Origin of the sequence: Mesorhizobium sp. LSHC412B00, assembly GCF_000503035.1 — a bacterium.
In the GTDB taxonomy this organism is placed as follows: domain Bacteria; phylum Pseudomonadota; class Alphaproteobacteria; order Rhizobiales; family Rhizobiaceae; genus Mesorhizobium.
Genome location: NZ_AYWB01000019.1, coordinates 49,916 through 65,438, shown reverse-complemented (window position 1 = coordinate 65,438; position 15,523 = coordinate 49,916). Strand labels below are relative to the sequence as shown.

19 protein-coding genes and 1 tRNA gene are annotated in these 15,523 nt (G+C 61.7%); 10 read left to right on the top strand and 10 right to left on the bottom strand.

Features of this window, described 5'->3' with window-relative positions; translation table 11 throughout:
- Positions 1-97: 97 nt before the first annotated feature.
- The 5 genes from X757_RS139960 to X757_RS139980 all read left to right on the top strand — a co-directional run bounded on the left by X757_RS139960 (position 98) and on the right by X757_RS139980 (position 5,570).
- Positions 98-661, top strand: a complete 564-nt coding sequence (locus X757_RS139960; RefSeq protein WP_023682330.1) for a polysaccharide biosynthesis/export family protein — start codon at positions 98-100, stop codon at positions 659-661.
- Between the two features lie 7 nt (positions 662-668).
- Positions 669-1,799 carry a glycosyltransferase gene (locus X757_RS139965; RefSeq protein WP_023727534.1) on the top strand — a complete coding sequence of 377 codons (1,131 nt, stop codon included), beginning with the start codon at positions 669-671 and terminating at the stop codon, positions 1,797-1,799.
- An 86-nt stretch (positions 1,800-1,885) separates the two neighbouring features.
- Positions 1,886-3,421, top strand: coding sequence for an undecaprenyl-phosphate glucose phosphotransferase (locus tag X757_RS139970; RefSeq protein WP_023708658.1), 1,536 nt, complete (start codon positions 1,886-1,888; stop codon positions 3,419-3,421).
- Positions 3,418-4,662, top strand: a complete 1,245-nt coding sequence (locus X757_RS139975; protein ID WP_023727533.1) for an O-antigen ligase — start codon at positions 3,418-3,420, stop codon at positions 4,660-4,662. Before X757_RS139970 ends, X757_RS139975 begins: the two co-directional genes overlap by 4 nt.
- Positions 4,663-4,880: 218 nt before the next feature.
- Entirely contained in the window at positions 4,881-5,570 is a 690-nt protein-coding gene (locus tag X757_RS139980; RefSeq protein WP_245275125.1) for an FkbM family methyltransferase, read from the top strand.
- Between the two features lie 108 nt (positions 5,571-5,678).
- Here the strand turns inward: X757_RS139980 and X757_RS139985 are convergent, their stop codons facing one another.
- Together X757_RS139985 and X757_RS139990 are read right to left on the bottom strand one after the other, a co-directional pair.
- Positions 5,679-6,686, bottom strand: coding sequence for a glycosyltransferase (locus X757_RS139985; protein ID WP_084629681.1), 1,008 nt, complete (start codon positions 6,684-6,686; stop codon positions 5,679-5,681).
- A gap of 23 nt (positions 6,687-6,709) precedes the next feature.
- A complete protein-coding gene (locus X757_RS139990; RefSeq protein WP_156933485.1) occupies positions 6,710-7,678 on the bottom strand; it encodes a glycosyltransferase in 969 nt (322 codons plus the stop codon).
- Between the two features lie 143 nt (positions 7,679-7,821).
- Between X757_RS139990 and X757_RS139995 the strand changes: the two genes are divergently transcribed.
- Positions 7,822-7,898: transfer RNA gene (locus X757_RS139995), tRNA-Pro, on the top strand.
- 51 nt (positions 7,899-7,949) lie between these two features.
- Here the strand turns inward: X757_RS139995 and X757_RS140000 are convergent.
- Positions 7,950-8,411, bottom strand: coding sequence for a YbaK/EbsC family protein (locus tag X757_RS140000; protein WP_023727529.1), 462 nt, complete (start codon positions 8,409-8,411; stop codon positions 7,950-7,952).
- A 246-nt stretch (positions 8,412-8,657) separates the two neighbouring features.
- Between X757_RS140000 and X757_RS140005 the strand changes: the two genes are divergently transcribed.
- Positions 8,658-9,110, top strand: a complete 453-nt coding sequence (locus tag X757_RS140005; protein ID WP_023727528.1) for a cupin domain-containing protein — start codon at positions 8,658-8,660, stop codon at positions 9,108-9,110.
- A gap of 77 nt (positions 9,111-9,187) precedes the next feature.
- Here X757_RS140005 and X757_RS140010 read toward each other — a convergent pair whose 3' ends face one another.
- On the bottom strand, positions 9,188-9,481 hold the full coding sequence (locus X757_RS140010) for a helix-turn-helix domain-containing protein (protein WP_023682373.1): 294 nt from the start codon (positions 9,479-9,481) through the stop codon (positions 9,188-9,190).
- A 296-nt stretch (positions 9,482-9,777) separates the two neighbouring features.
- Here X757_RS140010 and X757_RS140015 point away from each other — a divergent pair, with 296 nt between their 5' ends.
- Together X757_RS140015 and X757_RS1000000167175 are read left to right on the top strand one after the other, a co-directional pair.
- Complete coding sequence (locus X757_RS140015) at positions 9,778-10,392, top strand: hypothetical protein (RefSeq protein ID WP_023669379.1); 615 nt, start codon at positions 9,778-9,780, stop codon at positions 10,390-10,392.
- Between the two features lie 161 nt (positions 10,393-10,553).
- Complete coding sequence (locus X757_RS1000000167175; protein ID WP_084629678.1) at positions 10,554-10,766, top strand: hypothetical protein; 213 nt, start codon at positions 10,554-10,556, stop codon at positions 10,764-10,766.
- 234 nt (positions 10,767-11,000) lie between these two features.
- Here X757_RS1000000167175 and X757_RS140025 read toward each other — a convergent pair whose 3' ends face one another.
- The gene (locus X757_RS140025; protein WP_023669377.1) at positions 11,001-11,204 is read right to left on the bottom strand and encodes a hypothetical protein; all 204 of its coding nucleotides are present in this window, start codon (positions 11,202-11,204) and stop codon (positions 11,001-11,003) included.
- Positions 11,205-11,617: 413 nt separating this feature from the next.
- Here X757_RS140025 and X757_RS140030 point away from each other — a divergent pair, with 413 nt between their 5' ends.
- Entirely contained in the window at positions 11,618-11,887 is a 270-nt protein-coding gene (locus X757_RS140030) for a hypothetical protein (protein ID WP_023669376.1), read from the top strand.
- Between the two features lie 73 nt (positions 11,888-11,960).
- Here the strand turns inward: X757_RS140030 and X757_RS140035 are convergent, their stop codons facing one another.
- From X757_RS140035 to plsX, 5 genes are all read right to left on the bottom strand, one after another.
- Positions 11,961-12,263, bottom strand: a complete 303-nt coding sequence (locus tag X757_RS140035) for a hypothetical protein (protein ID WP_023669375.1) — start codon at positions 12,261-12,263, stop codon at positions 11,961-11,963.
- 85 nt (positions 12,264-12,348) lie between these two features.
- Entirely contained in the window at positions 12,349-12,891 is a 543-nt protein-coding gene (locus X757_RS140040) for a MerR family transcriptional regulator (RefSeq protein ID WP_023669374.1), read from the bottom strand.
- A 134-nt stretch (positions 12,892-13,025) separates the two neighbouring features.
- Complete coding sequence (locus X757_RS140045; RefSeq protein WP_006201891.1) at positions 13,026-13,349, bottom strand: integration host factor subunit alpha; 324 nt, start codon at positions 13,347-13,349, stop codon at positions 13,026-13,028.
- Positions 13,350-13,453: 104 nt separating this feature from the next.
- Positions 13,454-14,425, bottom strand: coding sequence for a beta-ketoacyl-ACP synthase III (locus tag X757_RS140050; RefSeq protein ID WP_023669373.1), 972 nt, complete (start codon positions 14,423-14,425; stop codon positions 13,454-13,456).
- 9 nt (positions 14,426-14,434) lie between these two features.
- Positions 14,435-15,505: a phosphate acyltransferase PlsX gene (gene plsX / locus X757_RS140055; RefSeq protein WP_023669372.1), complete on the bottom strand. Its 1,071-nt coding sequence runs from the start codon at positions 15,503-15,505 to the stop codon at positions 14,435-14,437.
- Between the last annotated feature and the right edge of the window lie 18 nt (positions 15,506-15,523).

The window sequence follows — 15,523 nt, the reverse complement described above, 5'->3', positions numbered from 1 at the left end:
ACCGGCCATTAACCCTAACAGGATGATAACGAACCCAGATCCTTAAGGTTTGCCGCCGTGTCCTGGCGGCCATAGCGACGAAGGTGTGTGCCCGATCATGAAAAGCGCTGCTGGTCTGTTTCGCGCTCTGCTGGCCGTGTCGATCCTCGCCGGCTGCTCCAGCTACCGGCCGACGCCGGCGGCCTTCCACGAGGTACTCGACCAGCCCTATCGGCTCGGCGCCGGCGACCGTGTCCGCGTCACGGTGTTCGAACAGGACGGTCTGACCAACACCTACAGTGTCGACCAGTCCGGCTACATGTCCTTCCCGCTGGTCGGCGCGGTGCCGGCGCGCGGCCACACGGCCCAGCAGCTGGAAAAAGCGCTCGCCGACAAACTGCGCCAAGGCTATCTGCGCGACCCCGACGTGTCGGTCGAGATCGATCGCTACCGGCCGATCTTCGTCATGGGCGAAGTGGGTGCCGCCGGCCAGTATTCCTACGTGCCGGGCCTCACCGTGCAGAAGGCCATCGCGATTGCTGGCGGTTTCTCGCCGCGCGCCAACCAGGAAAGCGTCGACATCACCCGCGACATCAACGGCAAGGTGATGACAGGCCGGGTGGTTACCTCCGATCCGCTGCTGCCGGGCGACACGGTCTACGTTCGCGAACGCCTGTTCTGACATCAACGTGGCGGACCAGCTCAGGATCGTCCACTGCTTTCGCTCACCCGTCGGCGGGATCTTCCGGCATGTGCGCGACCTGACGGAGGCCCAGCTCGCCGCCGGACATGTCGTCGGCATCGTCTGCGATTCGACCACCGGCGGCGAATACGAGGAACGCCTGTTCGACCAGATGAAGGACAGCCTGGCGCTCGGCATCCATCGCACGCCGATGCAGCGCCATGTCGGGCCGGGCGACTTCGCCTCGGCCTGGCGCACCTATCAAATCATCAAGGAATTGCGGCCGGACGTGTTGCACGGGCACGGCGCCAAAGGTGGCGCCTATGCCCGTCTGTTCGGCTCATTGTTGCGGGTATCTAGGTCTCGCGTAGCCCGCCTCTATTCGCCGCATGGCGGCTCCCTCCACTATGATGAAACGACGACGACCGGGAAGCTGTTCTTCGCGCTCGAGCGCTTCATGGCGCGCTTCACCGACTGCCTGCTGTTCGTCTCCGACTATGAGCGGCGCACCTATCGCAGGAAGGTCGGCGAACCGCCTATCCCGAACACGCTGGTCTATAACGGCCTGCGCGCCGCCGAGTTCGAACCGGTGGTCGCACAGCCCGACGCGGCCGACCTGCTCTACATCGGCATGATGCGCGACCTCAAAGGGCCTGACATTTTCATCGACGCGCTGGTGCTGGCCGGGTCCCAGCTTGAGCGCCGCTTGACCGCGGTCATGGTCGGCGATGGCGACGACCTGCCGCGCTACCATGCGCAGGTGAAACGGCTGGGCCTCGGAAAACAGGTCCGCTTCTTGCCGCCGATGCCGGCCAGGGAGGCATTTTCGCTGGCCGATCTGGTCGTCGTCCCCTCCCGCGCGGAAGCCATGCCCTATATCGTGCTGGAGACGCTGGCGGCCGGCCGGCCGATGATCGCCACGGCCGTCGGCGGCATTCCCGAAATCTTCGGGGAGGGATCCCCTGCCCTGATCCGTCCCGATCCGCGCCAACTCGGCGACAAGATGGGTGAAGCGCTGCGCGATCTCGACGCATACCGGCGCGTCATGCCTGACACCGCCAGGCTCAGGGCGCGATTCGGCGCCGATGTGATGGCCGCCGAAATCGAAAAGGCCTATTTCGCCGCGCTCAACAGATAGACGACCGTCCAAAACCACAAGTTGTTCTCAAGGTTTTTTTAGCTCTCTTTCTGCTATCGTCATGGCGGAACCTTGTGGGAAACCCGATGAACGAGACCGACCCCACGCGCCGCTTTTCGGCCGATGCGGTGCGCAAATTCGGCAGTCCTGCCGAGAGCCCCACGCCCGGCGGCATGAACAGTGTTGCCCGCCAGGTCGCCTCGCAATACCGGCGCGATACCATGTCGCCGGTCATGGTCAGCGGCGTACTGCGCATCGTCGAATTCGGCTTGCTGTTCCTGTCGGGGCTCGCGCTCTACTTCCATTTTGTCGGCTTCTTCAACTATCTCGCCTGGCAATATCCGCTGACCATTGCCGCGGCGTCATTCGTGGCCGTGGTGCTGCTCGACGTCAGCGATTGCTACCAGATCTCCGCCTTGATGCGACCGATCTCCAATCTCGGTCGCGTGCTGATGGTCTGGGCCGGCACCTTCGCGCTGATGGCGCTGACGGCCTTCATCATGAAAATGTCGGAGGATTATTCGCGTCTGCTGTTCGGCACCTGGTTTGTCGTCGGGCTGCTTCTGCTGTTCGGCCTCAGGCTGGTGATGTCGAAGCTGATCCGGCGCTGGGCGCGCAACGGCCGCATGGAACGCCGCGCCGTCATCGTCGGCGGCGGCAAGGCGGCCGAGATGCTGATCCGCTCGGTCGAGAAGCAGCCAGACAACGACATCCGCATCTGCGGCATCTTCGATGACCGCGGCGACAAGCGCTCGCCGCCGATCGTGGCCGGCTATCCCAAGCTCGGCACCATTTCGGAGCTGATGGAATTCGCCCGCATCGCGCGCATCGACATGCTGATCGTGTCGCTGCCGCTGACTGCCGAAACGCGCGTGCTGCAACTGCTGAAGAAGCTCTGGGTGCTGCCGGTCGACATCCGGCTCTCGGCGCATTCGAACGCTTTGCAGTTTCGCCCGCGCGCCTATTCCTACATCGGCTCGGTGCCGATGCTCGACATCTTCGACAGGCCGATCAACGACTGGGATTCGGTCGCCAAGCGCGCCTTCGACATCGTCTTCTCGCTGATCGGCATCATCCTGTTTTCACCGGTGATGCTGGCGACTGCCATCGCCATCAAGCTCGACAGCAAGGGTCCGGTGCTGTTCAAGCAGAAGCGGCACGGCTTCAACAACGAGATCGTCGAAGTCTACAAATTCCGCTCCATGTATACCGACCGCTCCGACCCGACCGCCAAGCAGACGGTGACCAAGAACGATCCGCGCGTCACCCGCGTCGGCCGCTTCATCCGCAAGAGCTCGATCGACGAGCTGCCGCAGTTCTTCAACTCGCTGTTCGGCACGCTGTCACTGGTCGGTCCGCGCCCGCATGCGATTGCCGCGCAGTCGCACAACCTTCTCTACAATGAGGTGGTCGACGGCTATTTCGCCCGCCACAAGGTCAAGCCCGGCGTTACCGGCTGGGCGCAGATCAATGGCTGGCGCGGCGAGATGGACACCAATGAGAAGATCCGCATGCGCACGGAATACGACCTCTATTACATCGAGAACTGGTCGATGCTGTTCGATCTGCGCATCCTGCTCATGACGCCGCTGCGGCTGCTCAACACGGAAAACGCCTATTGAGCGCGATTTCCCATGATGTGCCGCAGGCTGCGGTCAATGCCAAGCTGATCGGGCTGATATCCTCCGGCGCGGTGTTTTTCGGCGTCTTCCTGTCAGGCTTCGTCATCGACGAACCGGCGCCCTACGATCTTTTCATGCTCGGGCTGATCGGGGTGTGGGTGCTGTTTGGCCTGCGCATATCGCGCGCCGCCGTGCCGCTGCTGGTGCTGCTGATCACGATGAACATCGGCGGCATGATTGCCATGACGCAGATGGCCGATCTCGCCAACACACCGCTCTATCTCGCCGTCTCGCTGTTTCTCGCGTTCACCGCGGTGTTCTTCTCGTCGGTGACGGCGGTGCAGCCCGGCCTCTACCGGCTGATCTTCATCGCCTATGTCGTCTCCGCGGTGGTGACCTCGCTGCTCGGCATTGCCGGCTATTTCCACGCTTTCCCGGGCGCTGAAATCTTCACCAGATACGACCGCGCCCAGGGCGCCTTCCAGGATCCGAACGTGTTCGGGCCGTTCCTGGTGCTGCCCGGCATCTATCTGCTCTATCTGCTGTTGACCGGCTCGATCGCGCGCATGCCGCTTCTGGCGGTGCCGCTGCTGATCATCACCGCCGGCATTTTCTTCTCCTTCTCGCGCGGCGCCTGGGGCATGTTCGCCGTCTCGGCCATCCTGCTCACCGGCGCCCTGTTCCTGCAAAGCAACAGCGGCAAGTTCCGGCTGCGCGTCATCATCATGACCATTGCCGCCGTCACCCTGCTGGTGGTCGCCATGATCGTCATCCTGCAGCTGCCCGGCGTCGGCGAGATGTTTTCCAGCCGCGCCCAGCTCGAACAGAGCTACGACACGGCGCGCCTTGGCCGCTTTGCCCGCTACACGATCGGCTTCGAGATGGCGCTCGAACATCCGCTCGGCATCGGCCCGCTGGTGTTCGGCACCATTTTCGGCGAAGACACGCACGACATCTGGCTGAAGACGTTGATGGATTATGGCTGGCTCGGCTTCGTCTCGTTCCTGTCGCTGACGCTGTGGACGATCGCGGCCGGCTTCCGCATCCTTTTGCGCGACCGGCCGTGGCAGCCCTATCTGCTCTGCGCCTACGTCGCTTTCATCGGCAATATCGGGCTCGGCACCTTCATCGACATCGACCACTGGCGCCATGTCTACCTGCTGCTCGGCCTAATCTGGGGCGCGATCGCGCTGGAATACAGGCATCAGCGCGGGTTGCGGGCGGTGGCGCAACCGAGGTAGCCGAGTAATCCTAAAGGACAGGAACAGCCGCGCACGCCAATACCGGGGTTGTGCAGGCCCTCGCAGGCTTTGATCTGCTTGCTCCAACCCCTGGTCGAATTGAGCACGGTTGCCGGCGGCGCATTTATGTTGTGATGGTGGGAAAACGTCGCTAAACGCGACTGACAAAATTCCAATTGAGTTGGCGTGCTTGCCGGGCTGGATAATATTCCGGGTTGGTGGGCGCCACTAATCTGACGGGCGTGGTTATGCTGAGGGAAAGCTATTTCGAATTCATGCTGCGCTGGTACGCGTATCGCCGATGGCACAGGCCCCCGCGGCGTGTGCGGCAGGCCGAATACGACTTCCATCAGCTTATGAAAAAGCTTCTCGCCGATAGTCTGTTCATCGATCTCGGCGCCAATATTGGCGACGTCACGGGACATGTACTAGCCTATGGGATGCGGGTGATTGCTTTCGAGCCTGACCCTGTTGCTCGCCAGATTTTGACGAAAAGGTTTGGCAACAACGACCGGGTGACGATCATTCCGAAGGCTGTTGGTGGATCAGCGCGAGCGGCCACATTCCATCAGAGGCCGGACGTCAGCGATCTCCGCAGGACCGAATCGTCGTCCCTGATCCAGACACACGAACACACGAACGGGAAAAGCTTTGAAGTTGAGGTGGTTGACCTGGTGCAGTTCCTGCAAGGTCTCCATGAGCCGATCGCCATCGTCAAGATGGACATAGAAGGGGCCGAAGCGGAATGCATCGAAGCCATGCTGGACGCCAGCATTCACCGTTCGATTGGACAAATCCTGGTCGAGACACATGAACGGTTCTCGCCAGACCTGGCCGACCGGATCGGCAAGCTGCGGGGCCGGATCGCGCAGGAAGGCATCCGCAACATCAATCTGGATTGGAGCTAAGTATCGGCTCGGCCTTGAGCGTGCTAGCCGGAGGGCATCAACCAGCGAGGCAATAGACTTATCGAGGAAGATTGGCGGGAGGAACCGCGTCCGGCGGAGCGTCAAGTTCTATCTGGCTATGCCAGCTACCCGTTCGGGGTATTGCACGGCCAACATCGAATTGTCCGCATGGCTGGCAAAGATGGCGCTGACCTCTTCGGCGTCGAACCGCGCCCGTCGCTTGCGCTTCTCGTCGTTCAGCAAAATCCCGCTGATGGCGTCGAACTTGCGGCCGAGGTTTTTCAATATGCCTCTCTTGATCGGCCAGTTGCTGTTGAAACGGCCGGCCCAGGGCGTGCCTTTCGCCAGATCACGATAGATCGCCATGGCGCCGACCTCGACACCGATCGGCGGACGGTCCCAGGGCTTGCCCCAGGCGAAGTGGCGGGCGTAGCAGCGGCTGAAAGAAATCTGGCTGGTGTAGTTGGTCATCACGTTCCAGAACGGGTGCATCGTCTGCCACCTGCCCTCGAAAGCCACGTTCAATGCACCTTGATCCATCCCGTAAACCTGCTCGGAGGCCAACTGCCGGGTACGCTCCAGAAGCCCCTCCTGCCTGACCAGTGGCATGTTGAACACCAGCACGCCGGCATTGAACTTCGGCGCGCCTGGCTGCATCGGTAAATGCTGTCGATACTTTACGTCGAAATAGGTCTGCTCATCGTGTGCGGCCAGCAGCGGAGCGTTGAGCGGGACGTTGCAGAGGTCTTCTATCGATCTGTTGAAAAGCACATCGGCGTCGGAATAGGCGATGCGGTCATATGGTTCGAACTCCGGCAATTGATCGGCAAACAGCCTGATGTAGGTCGCAAGGGTTGGGTGCGTTCCGCGGTTGAAGTTTGTCGCTTCCATGAATTTCGTGACATCCAGGATGCGGATCTTCCCACCGAGCAGACGCTCTCCGATAGCTCGGTCTTCGTTGGAGATGACACCGGTGTGCAAAATAAAGCCGTCGAGGTGGTCCGACACATTCAGCACGCGGCGCGCCGCCAGGCTGGCATACGGGAAATACCTCTGGTCGGTGGCGAAAAAGAAACACGATTTTTGCGGCATGCTACAACCTGTTGCCTGACCCATTCGCGAGAGCTCCGTTGCGGGTCTCAGGCGAAACCACCGAGTACTTCCGGAAACTGCACAGCCATCGCCCCGGCGTCAGCATGCTCGGCATATATCTTATGCACCTTGCTGCCGTCGTACCGTGCGCGCCGCCGATACCGGTCCTTGTTCGGCAACATCCCCATGATACCGTCGAACCTTCGGGCGAACCGCCTCATGACGCCCCGCTCGAAGGGAATACGCTGCCGGAAGGGCTCAAGCCACGGCGTATCCCTTGCCAGATCGCGCCAGACGGCAAGCGCCTCGGGCTCCACGTCGACCTGGCTTCCCCAGGGCTTGCCGCCGGCGAAATGCCGCGCATAGGCTTGGGCGAACCGAAACTCCTTCGTATCGTTGGACATCAAATTCCAGTTCGGGTGCATCGTCTGCCACTTGCCCTCGAAGACGATGTTCAGCGCGTTCTGATCGTTCATTTGCCCGGCAACGGCAACATCTCTGGCGCGGTGCAAAAGTCCCTGTTGACGCACGGGCGGCATGTTGAAGACGATGATGCCGGCGTTGAAATAAGGCGCCCCCGGCTGCATCGACAGTTTGTTCCGATAGCCCGGGCGGAAATACATGTAATCGTCGTGAGCGGCCAACAACGGAGCATGAAGTGTCTGGCCCACCAGGTCGGCGATATCTCGATTGAACAGAACATCACAATCGACATGAGCGATGCGGTCATAGTCCGCGAACTGAGGCAGTTGGTCGGCGAAAAGCCGAACAAAAGTGCCGACATTGCTTGGCCGGAAAGTATGGCCAGCCTCCGCAAACAGCCCCGAAACGTCCACTATGCGAAGACGGTTCGTCAGCAGGCGTTCAGCAACACGCATATCGGCATCGCGTGCGCCGACATGCAGGATGAATCCCGGTGTTGCCTCTCCCGAAACATCCAGAATTCTGCGCGCCGCCAAGCATGCATACGGAAAATAATTGGCGTCGGCCGCCAGAAAAAAACAGGAACTTGCCACGCGCAATCCTTCGTATCGATACTGCGCGAGCCATATCGCCTTGGCATTGCGCCGACAAGGCCGAATGCTGGCGACTTTCAGGCCCGGCGCGCCGTTTTAGCGCTTGCACCATACCCCTTGAAAATATATGGCTTTGCGCGGTCCGGAGTGTAGCGCAGCCCGGTAGCGCACTTGACTGGGGGTCAAGGGGTCGTCGGTTCGAATCCGGCCACTCCGACCATTTTTAGACAGGACTTGCCCCCAAAGGTCCTGCTTCTCAAATCACCAACATTCATCCTTGGCAGACGTCGACCCATTCGGCGCCGACAATCTGTGCCATGCGCTGCGGGCTGAGCCTTACAGCGGCGTTGGTGGCGCCGGCCGCGGGCACGACTTCATCGAAGGCGCGCAGCGAGACGTCGCAATAGACCGGCAGCGGCGCCGGCAGGCCGAATGGGCAGACGCCGCCGACGGGATGGCTGGTAATCGCGACAACCTCGTCGGCGTCAAGCATGCGCGGCTTGCCGCGGAAACGGTCCTTGAATTTGCGGTTGTCGAGCCTCGACATGCCGCCGGCAACGATCAGCATGGTCTCACCGCCGACGCGCAGGCAGATGGTCTTGGCGATCTGCGCCGGCTCCACGCCATGCGCCTCAGCCGCCAACGCCACCGTCGCGGAACTCGCTTCGGTGACGAGCACTTCGACATCGGGCGCATGGGCAGCCAGGAAGGCGCGCACGGATTCAAGGCTCATCTCGGCATAGTCCCATTCGAAAATGCGGTTAGTGGTCACACTGGATAGCTTCACGCTCGATCGCCGGCAACTCCCCGCCCCCTCGACGGCCGCAGCGATGCCAAGCCAGCCGGGTCGCGCCGCATGTCAGCAACGCAAGGCGCATCCCCCGTGCGGGAGATGTGTTCGGGCTGCTGCCTTGGTAGGTCGCAATGGACCAGGGCCGGCGCTGATGCTGTGCTCCCACGACCAACCGGAGAGATCATCATGCTCAAGCTCGCCTCGGCTCTGGCGCTGCTGCTTATCGGGACGGCGCCGCTGCTTGCCGACGACATGCCGATAAACGCGGACGCCATCAAATGGGGCCCTGCTCCTGCTGTCCTGCCCGCCGGCGCGGACATGACTGTCATCGCCGGGGACCCCTCGAAGGATGGCATCTACGTGCTGCGGTTGAAGCTGCCGGCCGGCTACAGGATTGCCGCGCACAACCATCCCACCTCGGAATATGTGACGGTGATTTCCGGCAATTTTCATATCGGCATGGGCGACAAGCTCGACGAGACCAAGGGCATCGAACTGACCGCCGGCGGCTTCGGCGTAGCCCCACAGGGAATGAACCATTACGCCTGGACGACAAGCGCTACGATCGTCCAGGTTCATGGCGAGGGGCCGTTCGCGATCACCTACGTCAACCCGGCGGACGATCCGAGCAAGAAGTGACATTCGCCGTTGGGCGAATGCAACAAGCCCGCCAGGGCAAACCATGGCGGGCTTGTTGAACGACGCTTGGCCGTTGTTTATGAAACGGACCGGTTTTCCACAGGCGCCGTGGGCGCCGGGGCATCGATCAGGGCCGTTTCCGGCAATTGCAATGCTGCGGCGATCCGGCGAAGTTTCGTCGGATCGGTGTCCTTGCCGCTCTCTATGTCGGCAATCTCGCTGGTCGACAGACCGCAGGTCAGGGAAAGCTCTTCAATACTGTATCCCTTTGTCTCCCGGATGGCTTTGAGGCCGGGGTGCTCGAGCGCAACGTCGGCCGCAACATCGGCCGCCAGCCTGGAGAAGGGTTCGTGTTTTGCAGTTTGGGGCATTGGCAACTCCATGGGGCTAAAGAGTTTTGGATCAAATGATAGGGTGTTGCCTGAGAGCCGGGACAATGCCCGCTTGACGGCGATTTGCCAAGGCCCAAACCGACCGTCACAGCATCGTGAACCGGCGTCAAAACCGCAGGCGCCAGGGCACATATAGGATCTCCGCCCCGATCTCCCAATCAAGTTCTTTTGAAGGGCCGCAGGCCGAAGTGTTCAGCGGTTTTGCGCCGCTCGCGCGTTAGCCTGATGTTGCTGGCAGCCGCATCGGGCCAGCTTTTCCCAAGAGGATCAGATCCATGACATTCAAGACATCAGCCATCGTGCTCGCCACGATTTCAGGCCTCGCTGGCGCGAGCATGGTCGCGGCGCAAGCCGCCGAGGCCGTGCGCATTCGCGGCACGGTGACCGCCTTTGCCGGAGCGACGCTGACGGTGAAGACCCGCGAAGGCGCTACCGACGCCATCGCGCTGGCTGAAGGGTGGAAGATTTCCGGCGTCGCCAAGGCGGATGCCGGGGATATCAAGCAAGGCGATTTCCTCGGCATTGCCTCTGTTTCGAAGGCCGATGGCGGCAGCGGCGCGCTCGAGGTGGTGATCTTCCCGGCCGCGCTGAAGGGCGCCGGCGAAGGCGACCGCCCGTGGGATCTCGAGCCCAACAGCCGGATGACCAACGGCACGGTCGCCGATGTCACCGAGATTGCAGGTCGCACGGTGACGCTGACCTACGACAATGGCCAGAAAAAGCAGATCGCGATCCCGCAGACGACGCCGGTGGTGACCTTCGCGCCGGCGACGCCCGCCGACCTCAAGCCTGGCGCTGTGGTGTTCGTCAACGCCGAGCGCGGCAGTGACGGCAAGCTGACCGCGGGCCGGGTCGTTGTCGGCACAAACGGCGTCATTCCGCCGATGTAAGTTGCCGACGAAGCCGCCAGACACAATCCAGAAACAAAATTCTACAGTCCGGAAAAACTGTCGAAAAGTTCGGAGGCGATAGTCATGACTGCGGGGTTCACCGGCACCGATCTTGCTCGGTGACGGCCAAATTCAGCCCGCGCAGAAAAGGAAACGAAGTCATGAAGAAGTCCCTCCTGTCGGCTCTCGGGCTGGCTTTTGCCCTGGCTGTCTCTCTGCCGCTCATCGGCGCCAGCAGCGCCGACGCAGCACCGCTGCACAAGAAGCATCACCATCACCACCATCATCATCATCACAACAAGCATCACCGCCATCACCATCACCATCACCACCACCACCACCACCACAAGAAGGTGGAGGCCAAGAAGGCCTGACACGGCCGACTTGCCCAACGGGAAGGCTGGCCCTGGAGTCCTCGCCAAGGCCGCCTTCCCGTTGGTTTTTGCCAGGCGACACGTGGAAAAGCTGAAGGCAGGATTCGATGGCGCCGATGCGCCAGAACGCGAGCAACCACAGCGCACCCCAACGAACGTATCAGGCGCAAGGCCGACAACACAGCGGTTGCCAGTTGCAGGACACCACGGGTCTCTCAATGCTGTCGGAACCCGCTAGGACGGCGCCGCGAACGCGAGCACTATTGCGATCAAAATCAAAAGCGGTCCCATCCATTTGAAATGCTTCGCGACCTGCAGCCACCATGGCTGCTGACCTTTCTGGGCCTGAAAAGGACTTTGGAGCAGCCCAAAACCAACGCCTGTCATCCACAGCCCAGCGCAGAACATGATGAACTCGTCGATGTAATTTGCGACCACGCCCGTCTCCTCCGCCGGTACCTTTGGACTGGCGTTATAGTCGCAGCCGGGAGTGGCAGAAAGCGCGGTGCCAAGTGGCGGCAATGACTGCTGCCGCCACCTGACAAGAGCCGGGCGCGGACTAGGTCTTGGCCGGCCATTTGGGCACGCCACGGTGTGACCTTCGCATGGGATGCCGCGCCGCTACCTCAGCGGCCTTCACGCGAAAATGCATGATCGATGCCGCCCCCGCCAGGCGCCGTCCGTTGGCGAAGGCTAAAAATCGACGTCGCGAAAAAACGCGAAGAAAATTCGAACCACGCATGAACCTTTGCTTTGGAGGCCGCACTAACCGGCATGGACGCCGAGAAGGCGATCCCAACACAGAAGGACGCCATGGTGGCGATCCTCGATCCAGAGAAGGAAATGCTCAAATGACCAACTTCAAGCGCATCACGCTCGCCGCGGCCCTCATCGTCTCGGCCTTCGGTTCGGCTTCCGTTCCGACCTCGGCTTTCGCCAACGGCACGCATCCCACGGGCGACGGCGGCGCGGTTTGCAAGGGCTCCGGTCATTGCCTGGTGCTCTCGATCGAGTGCAAAGGCACCTATACCGACGCCACGGACAAGAATGGCACTGTCTATGGCAAGTGCAGCCAGACCGCGCAGGTTTCGCCGCAGGCCAAGATCAAGCTCGCCAAGTAATCGGCCGCAGATCAGGGAAATGGCGGTCGTCCGCGGGACGGCCGCCATTTTCTTTTTGTTTTCGTGAATTGTTTTAGCGCCGGCTGAGCAACAGGCTGGCGAGAAGGCCGACCACGACCAACCCAACAGCAGCGGCTGTTGCCGGACGATCGCGCGCCGTCTTTTCGATCGCCCTGCCCTGCTTCCTGATCGCCGGCAGCGCATCGCTGACAAGGTCGGCAAGCTGCCCATAATAGTCCGAAGCGGCATCGCGCCCGTCCTCGTAGTAAGCACCGCCGCGTTTGGCCACGACTTTGCGCAACGCGGCGAGCTCTTTGGAAAGGGTCGCGACCTGCTTTTCGAGATCGAGATCGGAGAGGGTCGAAAGCGATACCATGATTGTTTTTCCTTCTTTTGAGAGAAGGCCAAACGCATGGCCGCAGAACCGGTTCCGGTCTGCTTGCCCGAGGGCAGCGGAAAGGTTAGCGCACCTGGTCGAGCAGGCGCTTGCACTCCAGGAGGTCAAACAGCGCCTCCTGCAGCAAGGCCCGGTTGTCGCGCGACAGTTTCGATGCGCCGGGCTGGACCGGACCTTCCTCCTCGGTCTTGCCCAGGCCGAAAAAGCGGCGGCTGGGTTTTACCTTGGGCTGGCCGACCAGCATCTCGTCATCCATGCCGCGCGGCTGGGCGGCTGGCGTCAGCGGCACCTGATCGGCCTGCCTGCGCTGCGAGATCGCTTCGACGGCAGCCATGTCGCCATTGCCGATGGCGACCAGGAAATGGTTGCCGTTCTCGCGCAGCAGTTTCTGCACGCCCTTGATCGTGTAACCCTGGTCGTAGAGCATGTGGCGGATGCCCTTGATCAGTTCGACATCCTGCGGCCGGTAGTAGCGGCGGCCGCCGCCGCGCTTCATCGGCTTGATCTGGTTGAAACGGGTTTCCCAGAAGCGCAGCACGTGCTGCGGCAGATCGAGATCCTCCGCGACCTCGCTGATGGTGCGGAAAGCGTCGGGGCTCTTGTCCATGGGCGAAATCCTCACGCTGGACGGCGATCCGGCCCAGTCTGCCGAATCGGGTATCATTTCAGCGGTTTATGAAACAATATTCAAGCCCGGCGTCAAAACGGCCCGGCGTTTTCAACCGAAGCCTGCGGCAGAACCTATTTGCCGCCCTTGGCCTTGCTGTTCTGGTGCGAGCGCAGGATACGGCTTTTCAGCACGTTCGACGACTTGAAGGTCATCACCCGGCGCGGCAGGATCGGCACTTCCTCGCCGGTCTTGGGATTGCGGCCGATGCGTTCGTTCTTGGAACGGACGTGGAAGGTGGCGAAGGACGACAGCTTCACCGTCTCGCCGCGTACGATGGCTTCGCAGATTTCGTCCAGCACCGCCTCGACGAGTTCTGCCGATTCAGTGCGTGACAAGCCGACCTTACGGTAAACAGCTTCGGCAAGGTCGGCGCGCGTAAGTGTCTTTCCCCCCATGCGACCGTCCCATCAGTTCAAAAAACATAAATCGATACAGGTAAAGGCAGAGCCTAAGTAATTGATCCGGCAAGGTCAAGGACCGAAACCGGACCGTTCGGCACTTACCAGCGAACGAGAACCGCGCCCCAGGTGAAGCCGCCGCCCATCGCTTCCAGGAGCACGAGATCACCCTTCTTGATGCGACCGTCGGCGACGGCCACCGAAAGCGCCAGCGGCACGGAAGCAGCCGAGGTGTTACCGTGCAAATCGACGGTGACCACCACCTTTTGCTCAGCAATCCCGAGCTTCTTGGCCGAAGCGTCAATAATGCGTTTATTGGCCTGATGCGGCACGAACCAGTCGAGGTCGTCGGCGGTTATGCCGGCCTGCGAAAACGTCGCCTCGATGACGTCGGTGATCATGCCGACGGCGTGCTTGAACACTTCGCGACCTTCCATCCTGAGATGGCCGACCGTGCCGGTGGTCGAGGGACCGCCATCGACGAAAAGCTTGTCCTTGTGGGCGCCGTCGGAGCGCAGGCTCATCGCCAGCACGCCACGGTCGGCAATGCCGCCGGTGCCCTCATCCGCTTCCAGCACCAGCGCGCCGGCGCCGTCGCCGAACAAGACGCAGGTCGAGCGGTCGCTCCAGTCGAGGATGCGGGAAAAGGTCTCCGCGCCGATCACCAGCACGCGCTTGGCGAGGCCGCCTCTGATGTAGAGGTCGGCGGTGGTCACCGCATAGACGAAGCCCGAGCACACCGCCTGCAGGTCGAAGGCAAAGCCGTGATGCATGCCGAGCCGGTTCTGGATCTCGACGGCGGTCGCCGGAAAGGTGTTGTTGGGCGTCGAGGTCGCCAGCACGATCAGGTCGATGTCGGCAGGCGTAAGACCAGCATTGTCGAGCGCTGCGCGCGCCGCCGCCTCGCCCAGCGACGCCGTCGTCTCGTCATCAGCGGAGATATGACGCTGGCGGATGCCGGTGCGCTGGGCGATCCACTCGTCCGAGGTCTCGACCATGCCTTCGAAATCGGCATTCTTCATGATGCGGCGGGGCAGCGCAGCACCGGTGCCGCGCACGACTGATCTGATCAAAGCTCTTTCCTATTCCTTTTCGTCGACGGTGGCGTCGGATTTCCTGTTTGCCTGGGCATGCGGGTTGCGCGCATGGAACAGGTCGAGATCGGCCTCGATGCGGTCGATCAGATTGTTGCGCACCATGTCGTAGCCAAGCTCGATGGCCGCCGCGAAACCGTCCGAATCGGCGCCGCCATGGCTCTTTACCACGATGCCGTTCAGACCCAGGAAAACGCCGCCATTGGAGCGGCCCGGATCGAGCTTTTCGCGCAGGCGGTCAAAAGCGCCCTTGGCGAAGACATAGCCGATCCTGGCCATCAGCGTGCGGTTCATCGCGGCGCGCAGATAGCCTGAGATCTGGCGCACAGTGCCTTCTGCCGTCTTGAGCGCGATGTTGCCGGCAAATCCTTCGGTGACGACCACGTCGACCGTGCCCTTGCCGATGTCGTCACCCTCGACGAAGCCATGATAATTCATCGAGGCCATGTTGGCCTCGCGCAGCATGCGCCCGGCTTCCTTGACCTCTTCCTGTCCCTTGATCTCCTCGACGCCGACATTGAGCAGGCCGACTTTCGGCCGGTCGATGCCGAACACCGAGCGCGCCATGCCGGTGCCGAGAATGGCAAAGTCGATCAGCTGGTGCGCATCGGCGCCGATGGTGGCGCCGACATCCAGCACCACGCTCTCGCCGCGCATCGTGGGCCAGATCGCCGCGATCGCCGGACGGTCGATGGTCGCCATCGTGCGCAGGCAGAATTTCGACATCGCCATCAGCGCGCCGGTATTGCCGGCCGAAATGCAGGCCTGCGCGCTGCCACTCTTGACTGCTTCGACAGCCTTCCACATCGACGACTTCCAGCGGCCGTGGCGCAGCGCCTGGCTCGGCTTGTCGTCCATCCTGACCGCGACTTCGCAATGGTGGAACTCGCTGACCTCGGCCAGTTTGGGGAATTTGGCGAGTTCGGGGCGCACCAATTCCTCGCGCCCATATATGACGAAGCGAATGTCGGGACGCCTGACGGCGACCGTCATGAGTGCCGGGATGACCACGTTTGGCCCGTGATCGCCACCCATGGCATCGATGGAAATCCTGATCACGCGGTCTTTATCTCACTA

What these genes read in the sequence shown, in the direction of transcription:
- X757_RS139960 (WP_023682330.1), top strand. Translation starts at nt 98, where the DNA reads ATGAAAAGCGCTGCTGGTCTGTTTCGCGCTCTGCTGGCCGTGTCGATC.
- X757_RS139970 (WP_023708658.1), top strand. Translation starts at nt 1,886, where the DNA reads ATGAACGAGACCGACCCCACGCGCCGCTTTTCGGCCGATGCGGTGCGC.
- X757_RS139985 (WP_084629681.1), bottom strand. Translation starts at nt 6,686, where the DNA reads ATGGGTCAGGCAACAGGTTGTAGCATGCCGCAAAAATCGTGTTTCTTT.
- X757_RS140000 (WP_023727529.1), bottom strand. Translation starts at nt 8,411, where the DNA reads ATGAGCCTTGAATCCGTGCGCGCCTTCCTGGCTGCCCATGCGCCCGAT.
- X757_RS140005 (WP_023727528.1), top strand. Translation starts at nt 8,658, where the DNA reads ATGCTCAAGCTCGCCTCGGCTCTGGCGCTGCTGCTTATCGGGACGGCG.
- X757_RS140010 (WP_023682373.1), bottom strand. Translation starts at nt 9,481, where the DNA reads ATGCCCCAAACTGCAAAACACGAACCCTTCTCCAGGCTGGCGGCCGAT.
- X757_RS140015 (WP_023669379.1), top strand. Translation starts at nt 9,778, where the DNA reads ATGACATTCAAGACATCAGCCATCGTGCTCGCCACGATTTCAGGCCTC.
- X757_RS1000000167175 (WP_084629678.1), top strand. Translation starts at nt 10,554, where the DNA reads ATGAAGAAGTCCCTCCTGTCGGCTCTCGGGCTGGCTTTTGCCCTGGCT.
- X757_RS140030 (WP_023669376.1), top strand. Translation starts at nt 11,618, where the DNA reads ATGACCAACTTCAAGCGCATCACGCTCGCCGCGGCCCTCATCGTCTCG.
- X757_RS140035 (WP_023669375.1), bottom strand. Translation starts at nt 12,263, where the DNA reads ATGGTATCGCTTTCGACCCTCTCCGATCTCGATCTCGAAAAGCAGGTC.
- X757_RS140040 (WP_023669374.1), bottom strand. Translation starts at nt 12,891, where the DNA reads ATGGACAAGAGCCCCGACGCTTTCCGCACCATCAGCGAGGTCGCGGAG.
- X757_RS140045 (WP_006201891.1), bottom strand. Translation starts at nt 13,349, where the DNA reads ATGGGGGGAAAGACACTTACGCGCGCCGACCTTGCCGAAGCTGTTTAC.